At 70.9% G+C, this 13,574-nt stretch carries 11 protein-coding genes and 1 pseudogene; 3 read left to right on the forward strand and 9 right to left on the reverse strand.

The features are described from left to right. Positions 1–17: 17 nt before the first annotated feature. Together AB0K35_RS14895 and htpG are read right to left on the reverse strand one after the other, a co-directional pair. Positions 18–974, reverse strand: coding sequence for an NAD(P)H-binding protein (locus AB0K35_RS14895; RefSeq protein WP_238669589.1), 957 nt, complete (start codon positions 972–974; stop codon positions 18–20). Between the two features lie 240 nt (positions 975–1,214). Then, complete coding sequence (gene htpG, locus AB0K35_RS14900; protein WP_363885668.1) at positions 1,215–3,143, reverse strand: molecular chaperone HtpG; 1,929 nt, start codon at positions 3,141–3,143, stop codon at positions 1,215–1,217. A 149-nt stretch (positions 3,144–3,292) separates the two neighbouring features. Here htpG and AB0K35_RS14905 point away from each other — a divergent pair, with 149 nt between their 5' ends. Beyond that, complete coding sequence (locus AB0K35_RS14905; RefSeq protein WP_238669587.1) at positions 3,293–3,991, forward strand: SDR family oxidoreductase; 699 nt, start codon at positions 3,293–3,295, stop codon at positions 3,989–3,991. 61 nt (positions 3,992–4,052) lie between these two features. Here the strand turns inward: AB0K35_RS14905 and AB0K35_RS14910 are convergent, their stop codons facing one another. Further along, positions 4,053–5,504 carry a M28 family peptidase gene (locus tag AB0K35_RS14910; protein WP_238669586.1) on the reverse strand — a complete coding sequence of 484 codons (1,452 nt, stop codon included), beginning with the start codon at positions 5,502–5,504 and terminating at the stop codon, positions 4,053–4,055. A gap of 202 nt (positions 5,505–5,706) precedes the next feature. On the opposite strand from AB0K35_RS14910, the gene AB0K35_RS14915 reads away from it, so the two are divergent. Continuing rightward, entirely contained in the window at positions 5,707–8,478 is a 2,772-nt protein-coding gene (locus AB0K35_RS14915; protein WP_363885670.1) for an ATP-binding protein, read from the forward strand. Positions 8,479–8,492: 14 nt separating this feature from the next. On the opposite strand, the gene AB0K35_RS14920 is transcribed toward AB0K35_RS14915, so the two are convergent. Together AB0K35_RS14920 and AB0K35_RS14925 are read right to left on the reverse strand one after the other, a co-directional pair. After that, positions 8,493–9,251: a hypothetical protein gene (locus AB0K35_RS14920; RefSeq protein WP_363885672.1), complete on the reverse strand. Its 759-nt coding sequence runs from the start codon at positions 9,249–9,251 to the stop codon at positions 8,493–8,495. Next, positions 9,248–9,748: a SigE family RNA polymerase sigma factor gene (locus AB0K35_RS14925; protein WP_238669583.1), complete on the reverse strand. Its 501-nt coding sequence runs from the start codon at positions 9,746–9,748 to the stop codon at positions 9,248–9,250. Before AB0K35_RS14925 ends, AB0K35_RS14920 begins: the two co-directional genes overlap by 4 nt. A gap of 138 nt (positions 9,749–9,886) precedes the next feature. Between AB0K35_RS14925 and AB0K35_RS14930 the strand changes: the two genes are divergently transcribed. Then, positions 9,887–10,717: a DUF3152 domain-containing protein gene (locus AB0K35_RS14930; protein WP_363885674.1), complete on the forward strand. Its 831-nt coding sequence runs from the start codon at positions 9,887–9,889 to the stop codon at positions 10,715–10,717. 13 nt (positions 10,718–10,730) lie between these two features. Here the strand turns inward: AB0K35_RS14930 and AB0K35_RS14935 are convergent, their stop codons facing one another. From AB0K35_RS14935 to AB0K35_RS14950, 4 genes and pseudogenes are all read right to left on the reverse strand, one after another. Then, positions 10,731–11,378, reverse strand: a complete 648-nt coding sequence (locus tag AB0K35_RS14935) for a hypothetical protein (RefSeq protein WP_363885676.1) — start codon at positions 11,376–11,378, stop codon at positions 10,731–10,733. Positions 11,379–11,506: 128 nt separating this feature from the next. After that, positions 11,507–12,196, reverse strand: a complete 690-nt coding sequence (locus AB0K35_RS14940; RefSeq protein ID WP_238669607.1) for a trypsin-like serine protease — start codon at positions 12,194–12,196, stop codon at positions 11,507–11,509. An 18-nt stretch (positions 12,197–12,214) separates the two neighbouring features. Beyond that, a pseudogene (locus AB0K35_RS14945) lies at positions 12,215–12,793 on the reverse strand (snapalysin family zinc-dependent metalloprotease); the annotation flags it as partial. A 127-nt stretch (positions 12,794–12,920) separates the two neighbouring features. Then, the coding region (locus AB0K35_RS14950; protein ID WP_363885678.1) for an FG-GAP-like repeat-containing protein at positions 12,921–13,574 on the reverse strand (654 nt) is incomplete at its 5' end.

A 13,574-nucleotide genomic window follows, 5' to 3' on the forward strand; every position in this document is an offset into this window, starting at 1 on the left:
GGCGGGGCAACCCACGCTCAGCGGAACAGTTCGGCGTTCTCGACCACCCAGTCGTCGACGTCGAGTAGTGGGCGGCCAATGATCTCGTGCACGGCCGGCCGTTGGTCGAGCGTCCACGCGGTGAGTTCGGCGAGCCGCGCCCCGTACTCCTCGAGCGCGTACAGCGTCACGTCGATGCCACTGTCGGGCCAGCCGTCACGCCGCCACCTCGCGCGGCTTTCGTCGGGCGTCACCTCGACGGCGGCGATGTCGCGGCCGATGGCCCTGGCGATGCTCGCCACCCGCGAACGGCTGCTGATCGGCAGACCGACCGCCTCCAGTACGGTGCCGACGTGGTCGTCGACGCGCAGCGCCGCCATCGCGACCGCGGCGAGGTCGTCCTCGTGAATGAAGGGGTAGTGTCCGCCGCCCAGAAACGCCTCCCGTACGACACCATCGCCCCGGATCATCTCCGGCCAGTCCGACCCCGTCGCTGGATAGGTGCCCTCGATCATCGCCCCTAGCACCGCCGACGGGCGGATGTGCGTCCACTGCATGCCCGAGCACTCGGCGGCCCGCTCGATGGCCAACCAGAACCACGTCTCCGGCGGATGCTCCTCTTCGTACTCCGGCCCGTGCGAGGACAGCACGACGACCCGTCGTACACCGGCATCCCGGGCGACCTCCAGGGCATCCGGCACCGTCGTCGGGACGGCTCCGGCGAGAAAGACGCCGTCGACGCCGTCGAAGACCTCGGCGTACTCGATCGGGCGGGTGATGGATCCCTCGACGACCTCGACCCCGTCGGGCCAGTCATCGGCCTGGCCGGGCTCGGCGAGAACCCGCACCCTGTCGCCGGCGCCCAGCAGTTGCCGAGCCAGGCTCCGCCCGACGATCCCGGTGGGGCTGCTGCCCGCATCCTTGCGGGCGTTGACCGCAGTCAACAGGCGCAGCCGAGCGTGCGGTGGATTCGTCGGTCGATTGTGTAGAAGCACGGCAAGACTCCCCAGCATGAAAGCGGAGATCTTGCGCCTCCCGCTGGCCGGGAGGGTGCGGACCCTGAGGCCGCCAACATTACCAGCGCCCGCACCAGTTGACCGGGAGCCACCTCACGCAGGCGAGGGGCGCCAGCCTCGTCGATCTTGAAGTTGTGGTGCCTGTTAGGCACTGCGACGGGCGCTTTGTCACCCACCGCAACTCCATGATCGACGAGGCGAACCAACCTGGCAGAAGGCTTACAGGGTGCGCGCCAGTCGGTCGGCGAGCGTCCGGGTGAAGCGGGCCGGATCGGTCAGCTCACCGCCCTCGGCGAGCACCGCAAGGCCGTAGAGCAGCTCGGCGGTCTCGGTCAGGGCGGTGGGGTCGCTGCCCTGCTCGTGGGCCTTGCGCAGCCCGGACACCAGCGGGTGACCGGGGTTGATCTCCAGGATCCGCTTGGTGGTGGGGATCTCGTGCCCCATCGCCCGGTACATCTTCTCCAGGGTCGGCGTGAGGTCGTGGGCGTCGCCGACGACGCAGGCCGGTGAGGTGGTCAGCCGCGACGACAGCCGGACCTCCCGGACGCTGTCGGTGAGGGTGGTCCCCAGCCAGTCGAGCAGCCCGGCGAACTCCTGTCGCTGCTGCTCGCGCTCGGCTTCGGCCTGCTGCTTCTCCTCGTCGGTGTCCAGGTCGATCTCGCCCTTGGCGATCGAGCGCAGTGGCCGGCCGTCGTACGTGCCGACCCGCTCGACCCACACCTCGTCGACCTGGTCGGTGAGGAGCAGCACCTCGTGCCCCTTGGCGCGGAACGCCTCCAGGTGCGGAGAGTTCTCGATGGCGGCCCGGGACTCGCCGGTGGCGTACCAGATGTCGCTCTGGCCGTCCTTCATCCGCGAGACGTAGCCGGCCAGGTCGGTGGGCTCGGCCGGATCGTTGGTGGAGGCCACCGACAGCAGGTCCAGCAGGGCGTCGCGGTTGTCGGTGTCGTCGATCAGCCCTTCCTTGACCACCGCGCCGAACTCGGTCCAGAAGGTGCGGTAGCGCTCGGCGTGGTTGGCCTTGAGGTCCTTGACAGTGGCGAGGACCTTCTTGACCAGGCGGCGGCGGACGATCTGGATCTGCCGGTCCTGCTGGAGGATCTCCCGGGAGATGTTCAGCGACAGGTCGTGCGCGTCGACCACGCCCTTGACGAAGCGCAGGTAGGTCGGGACCAGCGCCTCGCAGTCGTCCATGATGAAGACGCGCTTGACGTAGAGCTGGACGCCGCGGCGGCCCTGCGGGGAGAACAGGTCCAGTGGGGCGTGGCTGGGCAGGAAGAGCAGCGCCTCGTACTCGAAGGTGCCCTCGCCCTTCATGTGCACGACCTCGAGTGGGTCGGCCCAGTCGTGGCTGACGTGCTTGTAGAACTCGTTGTACTCGGCGGCGTCGACCTCGTCGCGGGGTCGCGCCCAGAGCGCCTTCATCGAGTTGAGGGTCTGCACCTCACGGGTGGCGGCCGCACCGTCGACGCCGGGGCGTTCGACGCTCATCCGGATCGGCCAGGCGATGAAGTCGGAGTAGCGCTTGACGATCTCGCGGACGGTCCACTCGGCGGTGTAGTCGTGCAGGTTGTCCTCGGTGTCGGCCGGCTTGAGGTGCAGCGTCACTGTGGTGCCCTGCGGCGCCTCGTCGACCGCCTCGATCGAGTAGGTGCCCTCGCCGGTGGACTCCCAGCGGGTGCCGCCGGTCTCGCCGGCCTTGCGGGTCAGCAGGGTGACCCGGTCGGCGACCATGAACGCGGCGTAGAAGCCGACCCCGAACTGGCCGATGAGGTCCTGCTTGGCGTGGGCGTCGGCGGACTCGCGCAGTTGGCGCAGCAGCTCGGCGGTGCCCGACTTGGCGATCGTGCCGATCAGCTGGACGACCTCGTCGCGGGTCATCCCGATGCCGTTGTCGCGCACTGTGAGGGTGCGGGCGTCGCTGTCGATCTCCAGGGCGACGTGCAGGTCGTCGGTGTCGGCGACGAGGTCCTTGTCGACGAGGGTGGCAAGCCGGAGCTTGTCCAGTGCGTCGGACGCGTTCGAGATGAGTTCCCGCAGGAAGACGTCCTTGTTCGAATAGATCGAATGGACCACCAACTGGAGGAGCTGACGCGCCTCGGCCTGGAATTCCAACGTTTCGGCCTGGTTGCTCACACCGTCTCCCATCTCGGCTCGTGCGAAGGTTCGCGGAAAGGATACGAGTCGTCACGGGTCGGGGTGTGGGCGCATCCGGGTCGTATTCCCGATCCGGCTGACGACCCCCGTGACATGGCTGACTTTGCTTAACAGAAGTCAGGTCGGATAGCGTGACCGCCATGAAGATCGCTGGAAGCACCGCCCTCGTCACCGGCGCCAACCGTGGCCTCGGCCGGCATCTGGCCGCCGAACTCCTCGCCCGGGGCGCCACCGTCTACGCCGGCGCCCGTAACCCCGACAGCGTCGACCTGCCCGGCGTGACGCCGGTGCGCCTCGACATCACCGACCCCGCCTCGGTGGCCGCCGCCGCCGAACTGGCCGGCGACGTCAACCTGCTGATCAACAACGCCGGCGTCGACAACCGGGCCGATCTGCTGGACGGCGACCTGGACCTCATCCGGCTGGAGCTGGAGACCCACTACCTCGGCACCCTGTCGATGATCCGGTCATTCGCGCCGGTCATCGCCGGCAACGGCGGCGGAACCATCCTCAACGTGCTCTCCGTGCTGTCCTGGGTGAACTTCCCCCTGCACGGGTCGTATGGTGCCGCCAAGTCCGCCGAGTGGGCGATGACCAACGCGCTGCGCCTCCAGCTCGCCGACCGGGGCGTCCGGGTGGCCGGCCTGCACATCGGCTACCTGGACACCGACATGGCCGCGACGGTCACCGGCCCGAAGTCCGACCCGGCGGTGATCGCCGGGCTCGCCGTCGACGGCGTCGAGGCCGACGCCTACGAGATCGTGGCCGACGACGTCAGCCGGCGGGTGCAGGCCGGGTTCCCCGGCGGCGTCGCCGCGCTCTACCCACAGCTCCCCTGACCCACGACGTGACGGGCCGCCGCCGGACGCTGCCGGCGGCGGCCCTTTTCGGGGTACGAGGTCAGCTCGCCACCAGCGTCACGTCGTCGATCACGAAGCTGGTCTGCAACGACGAGTCCTCGGTGCCGGTGAAGCGCAGCGTCACCGTCTGCCCGGCGAACCCGGCCACCGAGAAGCTGCGCTGGACGTAGCCGGACGCCCTGTTCAGATTCGAGTACGTCGCCAGCGTGGTCGACCCCAGTTGCACGGTGAGCCGGTCGTACGCCGTGGAGCCGGTGGTCTCGGCGGTGTCGATGTGCAGCCAGAAGGACAGCGTGTAACTGGCGCACCCGGCCGGCAGTGTCACCGACTGCGTCAGGCTCTCGGTGCCGCTGCTGCCGTTGCCGTTGAGCCACGCCTTGTACGACCCGGTCCGGGCCGGCTGGGCGCTGGCGTTGGTGATCACGCCGGAGGACGCTGTCCACGGCGTGCTGCCGCTCTCGAAGCCACCGTTTGCGACCACCTGACCGCCCGTGCAGGTCGGGGTGCCGCCGCCCACGGCGAGCTGCCACAGCGCGTACGCGACACCGTCGGCCGCCCGGTTCAGCACGGTGGCGCTGACGTTGGCGGTGGTGTCGCAGGACCGGTGGTAGCACGGGTCGTACGCGGAGTTGGCGGTGCCGCCCCACTTGGCCGCCTGGGCGCTGGTCTTGCGCGCGCTGGCGCCGGCGGCATAGCCCGAGGTGGGGATGCCGGCCTGCTGGAAGTAGTAGTCGTCGGAGCGGCCCTGGCCCTCGACGTTCTCCTCCGGTTGCAGGCCCAACGAGTCCCAGTACGCCTTCAACGGCGCCGCGGTGGTCGAGGTGACGCGGTTGATGAAGTAGCCGCCGTTGGTCGAGCCGACCATGTCGAAGTTGTAGTAGCCCTTGAGGTAGCCGCGCTGGGTGGCGCTGAGCGAGTTGACGTAGAACCGGGAGCCGTTGAGCCCCTGTTCCTCGTCGGTCCACCAGGCGAACCGCACCCGTTTGGTCATCGTCGGGTTCTGCGCGGCCAGGACCAGCGCGTTCTCCAGCAGGGTCGACGAGCCGGTGGCGTTGTCGTTGATGCCCGGACCGGCCGCGACGCCGTCCAGGTGCGCGCCGAACATGACCACCTGGTCGGCCGGGCCGCCGGGCCACTCGGCGATGAGGTTGTTCGAGGGGTACCGGCAACTGGAGCAGTACTGCTCGCTGACCGTGTAGCCGGCCGACTGGAGCCTGGTCTTGACGTAGTTGAGCGAGGCGGTGTAGCCGGCCGAGCCGGCCCGTCGGTTGCCACCGTTGCTGGTGGCGATGGCGTTGAACTGGGTCAGGTGCGCCTGGACGTTGGTGATGGAGATGTCCGGCGCGGCCAACGCGGCGGCGGACGCGGCGATCGGCCGGGTCACCGTCGTGGCGGTCGGAGGTGACGCGGTCGCCGGTTGGGCGACCAGCGGCACCGTCATCCCGGCGAACACGGCGAGCGCGATTCCCGCGCTCAGCGTTCTGCCTCTCATGGGGGCTCCTCGGGGTTGGAGAGATACCCGAGACACTTACAGATATCTATTTGTTGAGCATCGGTCGTTCGTCCCGAACCGCCGCCGGTTCGACTGTGGGTACCGGCGTCGGCACAGGTGAGTAGAGGTGTCAGGATGGGTAGGTAACGCGGCAGGGGTCGTCGGGCCCGGAACGGGGGCTTGCGATGGGGTCGGATCGAGCGTGACGCGACCCAGCACTGACCTGTTCCTCGGCGGCGACACCGGGCGGTTGATGGCACAACTGGACTGGGCCGGCACCCCGCTGGGCCCGGTCGACGAATGGTCGCAGAGCCTGCGCGCCGCCGTCCGGATGGTGCTCTCCTCCCGGTACCCCATGCTGCTGCTCTGGGGTGAGAGCTACTCCCAGCTCTACAACGACGCGTACTCCGCGCTGATCGGCGACAAGCACCCCGCCGCGCTCGGCGACGACGTACGGGTGACGCTGGCCGAAGGCTGGAACGTGCTCGCCCCGCTGATCGAGGAGGCCATGGCGACCGGGGTGGCCAGCTGGGTCCCCGCCCTGCAACTGCTGCTGGAGCGGGCCGGCTACCGCGAGGAGGCCTACTTCAGCGTCTCGCACGCCCCCGCCCGCGACGACGACGGCCGCACCGTCGGCGTACTGACCGTGTGCAGCGAGGTCACCCAGCAGGTCGTCGGCGAACGCCGCCTCCGTCTCCTTCGCGACCTGTCCGTGCTCGGCGACGGGCGCACCGTCGACGTGGACGCCACCGGCGCGCGGCTGATCGACGTGATCGACGGCCACCCCCTGGACGTGCCGTTCGCCGCCATCTACCTGCGCGACGGCACGGCACTGCGCCGGGTCACCTGCACCGGCGGCGACCAGGGGCACGCCCCGGCCCTGCCGGACACCGTCGAGCTGACCGACCCGGGCCCGCCCGCGTACGCCTGGGGGCTTGCGGACGCCGCCGAGGGCCGGGCGACCCAGGTGACCGACGTCGCCGACCGGCTGCCGCTGCCCGCCGGCCCGTGGAACGACCCGGTTCGCACCGCGCTGGCGCTACCGCTGCCCTCCGCCGACGAGGATCAGCCGCTCGGCGTCCTGCTCGCCGGGGTCAGCCCCAGCCGAGGGCTCGACGAGGCGTACCGCTCCTTCCACCAACTGCTCGCCCAGCAGATCTCCGTGGCGTTGCGCAACGCCCAGGAGTACGAGGAGGAGCGGCGCCGGATCGAGGCGATGGCGGAACTGGACCGGGTCAAGACCGACTTCTTCGCCAACGTCAGCCACGAGTTCCGTACCCCGTTGACCCTCATCCTCGGCCCGCTGACCGACGCCCTCACCGACGCCACCGCGCCGTTGGCGGCGGTGCAGCGGGAGCGGGTGGAGACCGGCTGGCGCAACGCCACCCGACTGTTGACGCTGGTCAACAGCCTGCTCACCTTCTCCAGCCTGGAGGCCGGGCGGGCGCGCAGCGACGCCCGGGTGGTGGATCTGGCCGCGCTGACCGCCGAACTCGCCGGGGTGTTCCGGGCCGCCGTCGAGCGGGCCGGGCTGACTCTCGAGGTGAGCTGCCCACCGCTGCCCCGGCCGGTAGCTGTCGACCCGGTCAACTGGGAACGCATCGTCACGAACCTGCTCTCCAACGCACTGAAGTACACGTTCATCGGCCGCATCCGGGTCACCGTCGACGCCGACGACGAAGAGGTGCGCCTCACCGTCGCGGACACCGGCATCGGCATCGCGGAACGGGACCTGCCGAAACTCTTCGAACGCTTCCACCGGGTGCGGGGCGCCCGCTCGCGCAGTCACGAGGGCACGGGCATCGGGCTGGCCCTGGTGCACGAGTTGGCCCGGCTGGAGGGCGGCGACGTGCACGTGACCAGCCAGGTGGGCGTCGGCAGCAGGTTCACGGTGACGCTGCCCTGGTCGGCGGCGCACCGCACAGCGGTCACCGGGCCGGCGGTGGACGGGCGGGGTGACGCGGCACGCGCCGCCGTCGAGGAGGCGATGGGCTGGCTCACCGAACCGGACGCGCTGACCGAGCCCGATCCCGCGTCCGGGCCGGCCACTGACGAGTTGGCCGGGGCCCGGATCCTGCTCGCCGACGACAACGCCGACATGCGGGCGTACCTCACCCGGCTGCTCACCGGGCAGGGCTGGCGGGTGCGGGCCGTCACCGACGGCCGGCAGGCCCTCGACGAGATCCACAGTGAGCTGCCCGACCTGCTCCTCACCGACGTGATGATGCCGGTGCTGGACGGCTTCGACCTGGTGCGCCGACTACGCGCCGACCCGACGACCCGGACGCTGCCGGTGCTGGTGCTCTCCGCCCGTGCGGGTGGGGAGGCCAGCGTGGAGGGCCTGAGCCTGGGTGCCGATGACTACCTGGTCAAGCCGTTCGCCGCGGCCGAGTTGATCGCCCGGATCCGGGCCAGCATCCGCCGAGCCCGCGACCGTACCCCTGCCGCGGCCGTCGTCGGTGACCCGGCCGCTGTCGCTGCCGCAGCTCCCTCGGCTCGGCCCGCCCCGGTGGAACCGGGGGCGCCTGGCCCGGCGGTCGAACCCGTCCGCGACGCGGCCGTGATCGTGCAGGCGCCGGCCGAGCCGGACGGGCTGGGCGACCTCCTGGACGTGGGGTGGACGTACCCGTCCGCCCCCACCTCCGCCGCCGCGATGCGTCGGGACGTCCGTGGCGCGCTGGGCGACCTGGACGTGGACCCGGACGTGTTGGAAGATCTCCTGCTCGCCGCCTCCGAGGCCATGAACAACGCCGTCGAGCACGCACAGCGACCCAGTCGTCCGGAGGTACGGGTGCGCGCCCAGGTGGGTGGCGGGCTGATCCGGATCTCGGTACGGGACTTCGGCACCTGGCGGGACCGCCGGCCGGCGATGGACCGGGGACGCGGCGCGCTGCTGATGAACGCCTACGGCGACGTGCGGCTGGTCTCCACCGCCGAGGGAACGACTGTGACCATCGAGCGTCGACTGGCCTGAGTGCCGGCGGCGGGTCAGAGTCGGCGGCCGCTGGCGTCACGGGCGATGATGCCGTCCAGCCGCTCCCCCGGAGTGAGCCGCGCCGGGTCGAACCAGAAGATCAGCACCTGCTTGTCGCCACTCCATGGCGCCACTCGGGCGTCGACCTGCCGACCGCCGACGGTGCCGATGATCCGTCTGGCGGGGCCGACGAAGTAGCCGAAGGTGGGCACCGGCGCGGCAAAGCCCTCGTCGTAGCCGATCTGGTGGAACCCGGCGCCGCGGTCGCTGCCGTGGACGTCGTTGACCAGGATGTCGGTGCTCAACGAGCCGTCCGGAGCCTGGCGACCGGCGGCCAGCCCGATGGACACCTTGGGCTCACCGGGCACGGACACCGCGACGAAGTAGTAGACCCGACGCTCCGCGCCGTGCCGCACCCCGCTGTCCACGATCTGGCCCAGGGCCTTCGGTGGCGGCTCGTCGCGGCCCACAGTCGGCGGTGGCGTGGAGCCCAGCGACTTCTCCGCCCACGGCGAGACACCGACCGACGGTGGGGCGACGGCGACCGGCGGCGGGCGCTCGGTCGGCGCCGGATCGCCGGGCCCGGACGCGCCGACCGCCACCACGACGACCACGGCGGCCAGGCCGGTCACGAGCGTCGCCGCCCCGGCTCCGGCGAGGCATCGACGGGTACGCAGCCGACGTCCCTCGCGCATCACGGAGTCCAGATCGAGCACGGCGTCGGGACGCTCGGTCGCCCGCATCGCGTGGCGGAGCCGTTCCAGCTCGCTCATCGGCGCGCCCTCTCATCGGCCGTGCGGGGGGTTGCGGTGCGCAACTTCTCCAAGGCTCGCGAGCTGGTGCTCTTGACAGTGCCGACGGATACGGAGAGTTCCCGGGCCACCTGCGCCTCCGGCAGGTCGAAGTAGTAGCGCAGGACGACGATGGCGCGCTCCCGGGGGCTGAGCGCACCGAGGATGGTGATCAACCAGCGCCGGGTGGTTACGTCGTCGGCCACGTCGCCACGCCGTTGCTCCGGCACCTCGTCGGTCGGGTACTCCCGCATCGGCCGTCGCCACCCGTCGACCAGATGGTTGACCAGCGTGCGGCGGGCGTATCCGTAGGCGTCGTCGTCGTGGATCCGCGACCACGACGCGTAGGTGCGCACCAGCGCGGTCTGCGCGGCGTCCTCGGCCTGGTGGTGGTCACCTGTCATCAGGAACGCGGCGTGCACCAGTCGCGCGGACGCCGCCCGCGCGAACTCGACGAAATCCGCGTCACCCCGCGCCACCGCGAACCCTCCCCGTGCCACAGAGCTAGAGACGGGCGGAGCCGGCAAAAGGTTGAGCCCTGGGTCACATCAACTTTTCGCCACTGTCACCCGTCTTCTCCTCCGCGCCGCCACCCGGCGACGCGCGAGGGGAGAGACATGTCGACGAAGGTTACCCGCCGCTGGGGTACCGCCTCGATGGCGTCACTGCTGGTGGTGGCGCTGCTCACCGGGTGCGGCCTGCCAGCCGCCGGGCAACCCGCCGCCGTCCCGGTCGCCGCTGGGCCGGTGCCCAGCCGACCGGCGACATCTACCGGTCGGCCGACCGGGGCCGCCGAGGTCCGACCCAGTTCCGCGCCCGTCGTCCCGGTCAGCTACCCCGCCACCGGCGGTAACCGCTGGTCGGTGGCACCCGGCGAGACAACCCCCGTGCGCGCGACTGCCGGCCGGTTGCTGCGCTACCGGGTCGCCGTCGAGCGTGACATCCGGGGCCTGCCGGCGAAGGACATCGCCACGGCGATCACCACGACGTTGAACGACCCACGCGGGTGGACGGCGGGCGGGGCGGGGCGGTTGCGCCGGGTCGGTGCCGGCGAACCGACCGACTTCACCATCTACCTGGCGACCCCCGGCACCCGCGACACCCTCTGCCAGGACGTGCCGGACGCCTACACCTCCTGCCGCAACGGGGGCCGGGTGGTGCTCAACGTGGCGCGCTGGGTCAAGGGGGTGCCGGGTTACGGCGCGACGGTGCAGACCTACCGGCAGTACATGGTCAACCACGAGGTGGGGCACAAACTCGGGTACGGCCACGAGCGGTGCCCCGGGCGGGGCCGGCCGGCGCCGGTGATGCAGCAGCAGACGCTGGGCCTGCACGGCTGCGCCGCGAACGCCTGGCCGTACCCGAAGGGCAAGGCCCGCTACAGCGGGCCGGTCGGGGCGTACGACGACGCCATCCCCCGGCGTGAGGGCGCCTACTCGGCGTCGTGAGGACGGCGTGCCCTCAGGTACGCCGGCGGCGCTCCTGCTCGAGTCGCTCGTCCTGCCGGCCCATCTCGTAGATGGCGTTGAGGCTGGTCGGCAACCGGCTGACGTTGTCCGGCGTCGGGCCGGGATCCGGCTCCGGCCCGGGATCCGACGTCGGACCGGGATCGGGTGCGGCGGCGGAAACGGGGGCCCGGCGGCGCAGGAGCAGCAGTGCCAACACCGCGAGGACCGCAACGACCAGCAGGTACGACACTGGTGGCCAGGCATTGCGGGTGGGGTTGGCGAGCGCAGGCGGGGCGGTCGGTGCGGGGGTGTCGCCGACGCGCCAGGGCGCGGCTGCCTCGCTGGTGCCGCTGCTCGCCCCAGCGGTGCGGCGATCGGGGGCTGCTGGTGCGGGGACGCTGCCCGCCGACACGGCGGGCCCGGGAATCACTGTGGGTTCCACCGGGCTGGGCTTACCGGTGACCGGTGGCCGACTCGGCGTTGCCGCCGCAGAGGCGGTGACGATCGGCGTCGGAGCGGCACTGGGGGTGTCGCCACCGAGCAGGTCGTCGACGATCTGGCCGACGCCGCCCACGATGTCACCGAGCGGGTTCGAGGTGGCCGACGGGGACGGCGCGGGCGCGAGGGCGAGGGTCAGCGCGAGAACGACGACGGTAGGCATGCCGCCACCTCCGATGTGCCGATATGCCACGCACCGTACCGCATCGTGGGATCGCGTGGGTGACACCGGCACACCGGGGCGGGGGCGCGCCTGACACTCGCCCCCCCGCCCCGCAATGTCGTTGATGGTCAGACCGGTAGGCCACCCACCTGAGTGGAGATCCACGATCGGATGGACGGCAGGTCGACGTAGATGGACGGGCCGGTCGCGCAGGTGGAGTTGTTGTTGCCGGCCCGACTCGTGGCGCCGATCAGGTTCCACACTCCGTTGACCCGGCGCACCTGCGGGCCACCGGAGTCGCCGTAGCAGGCGCCGGAGTTGCCGTTGGTGTTGTTGGTGCAGATCTCGTACGTGCCGTTGATGCCGGAGCACCGGCTGTCGGCCACGATGGACGTGTCGAGTTCGTTGGCCACGGCAGGGGCCGAACCGCAGCCCCGCGGGGCGCAGGTCTGGCCCCAGCCGATGATCCGGGTGGCGGTTCCGACAGCGCCGGAGGTGCTCGGGATCGGGGCCGGCGCGTACGTGACCGAGCTGGCCAGTTGCAGCAGCTTGACGTCGACGCTGGGGTGGTTGACCGCCCGGGTCACCCGCACCACGGTCCCGCCGCTGGTGCGGTTGACGCTGCCCACCCGCACCGAGGACGGCGTCGAACAGTGCTTGGCGGTGACCGCCCAGTTGCCCTTGATCAGCGTGCCGGTGCAGCCGGAGACGTACACCATGAAGGGGTAGTTCTCGGTGGCTGGCCGGCCGCCGACCACCAGCGGGCTGATGTCCGAGGCGTCGTTCCAGGTGTACGTCGTGCTGGCCGGTGCGGCCAGGGTGCCGGCGAACAGCGAGTTGACCCGGCTCGCCTCGGCGGCGCTGGGGTTCGCGTTGCGGCAGGAGACCGGTGCGCTGCTGCCGGACATCAGGTCGGAGCAGAGGCCGGTGCGCCGGTCCGGCAGGCCCAGGATGTGGCCGACCTCGTGGGTGGCGATGCGGGTGCGGTCGTAGCCCTGGTTGACGGCCGTGCGGCCCATCCAGATCCGGCCCGAGCCGAGACCGGTCGGCTGCGCGCGGGGCCAGCCGTCGTCGACGTAGATGGTGATGCTGGCCGGGGTGCCGGCCAGGAGTCGGACGTTGCTGACCCGGCTGTTCCAGATCTGCGCCGCCTGGTCGAAGTTGGTGCGGAACTCGCCGGTCCGGCTCGCGTCGTAGTAGACGGTTCGGACGGCGGCGGCCGGCGTGCCGGTGGCGAGCTGCATCCCGGCCGCCGCCAGGATCGCCACCAGCATGGCCAGCGCCGCGCGTCTCAGTTGTCCTCGGAACATCGGGCACTCCCCTACGGTCGTCCGACGACCATCGGGCCGCCGGTCATCGATGTACGCCGATATTAGTGTGACGGCGTTCGATGTTCGGCATAGCGGAAGCGTCATACCGGCGACGTCGACGGCGGTTGGGCGCCACCCGGCACCTGCGCGGCCGAGGACACGGCGTCACGACAGCGACGCGGCCTCCGCACCGTCCTGCGGAGGCCGCGCCGTGGCACGCCAGAGTCGGCGCCTACCAGTTGCCGAGCACCAGACGCCCGCCAACCTGGCTGAGGTTGAACGGTCCACTGTCGTACCAGACACGGGCGGCGAAGTTGCCGTTGCGCCACACGTAGTAGGAGAACGTGCCGTCGCCGTGCTGGTAGGCCATCACGATGTCGTCCCTGCCGTCACCGTCCACGTCACCGGAGGCCATCCGGTCACCGACGACGCTGAGCCGGAAGGCTCCGGAGTCGTAGTCACTGGTGCGGTTGAACGAGTCACCGTCGGACAGCCACCGGTAGATCCGCATCGTCCCGTCACCCTGGTCGTAGGCCATCGCCGGTTCCGCCTTACGGTCACCGTTGAAGTCACCGAGCACCAGGCGCCCGCCGACCCGGCTGAGACCGAACGGCCCGCTGTCGTACCAGACACGGGCAGCCGAGTTGCCGTTGCGCCACACGTAGTACGAGAACGTGCCATCCGGCTGCTGGTAAGCCATCACGATGTCGTCCCTGCCGTCACCGTCCACGTCACCGGAGGCCATCCGGTCACCCACGGCGCTGAGCCGGAACGGCCCCGAGTCGTAGTCGCTGGTGCGGTTGAACGAGTCACCGTCGGACAGCCACCGGTAGATCCGCATCGTCCCGTCACCCTGGTCGTAGGCCATCGCCGGTTCCGCCTTACG

The sequence above is a fragment of the Micromonospora sp. NPDC053740 genome, from assembly GCF_040677775.1.
Lineage (GTDB): Bacteria > Actinomycetota > Actinomycetes > Mycobacteriales > Micromonosporaceae > Micromonospora > Micromonospora alfalfae.

What these genes read in the sequence shown, in the direction of transcription:
- htpG (WP_363885668.1), bottom strand. Translation starts at nt 3,143, where the DNA reads ATGGGAGACGGTGTGAGCAACCAGGCCGAAACGTTGGAATTCCAGGCC.
- AB0K35_RS14905 (WP_238669587.1), top strand. Translation starts at nt 3,293, where the DNA reads ATGAAGATCGCTGGAAGCACCGCCCTCGTCACCGGCGCCAACCGTGGC.
- AB0K35_RS14910 (WP_238669586.1), bottom strand. Translation starts at nt 5,504, where the DNA reads ATGAGAGGCAGAACGCTGAGCGCGGGAATCGCGCTCGCCGTGTTCGCC.
- AB0K35_RS14920 (WP_363885672.1), bottom strand. Translation starts at nt 9,251, where the DNA reads ATGAGCGAGCTGGAACGGCTCCGCCACGCGATGCGGGCGACCGAGCGT.
- AB0K35_RS14930 (WP_363885674.1), top strand. Translation starts at nt 9,887, where the DNA reads ATGTCGACGAAGGTTACCCGCCGCTGGGGTACCGCCTCGATGGCGTCA.
- AB0K35_RS14935 (WP_363885676.1), bottom strand. Translation starts at nt 11,378, where the DNA reads ATGCCTACCGTCGTCGTTCTCGCGCTGACCCTCGCCCTCGCGCCCGCG.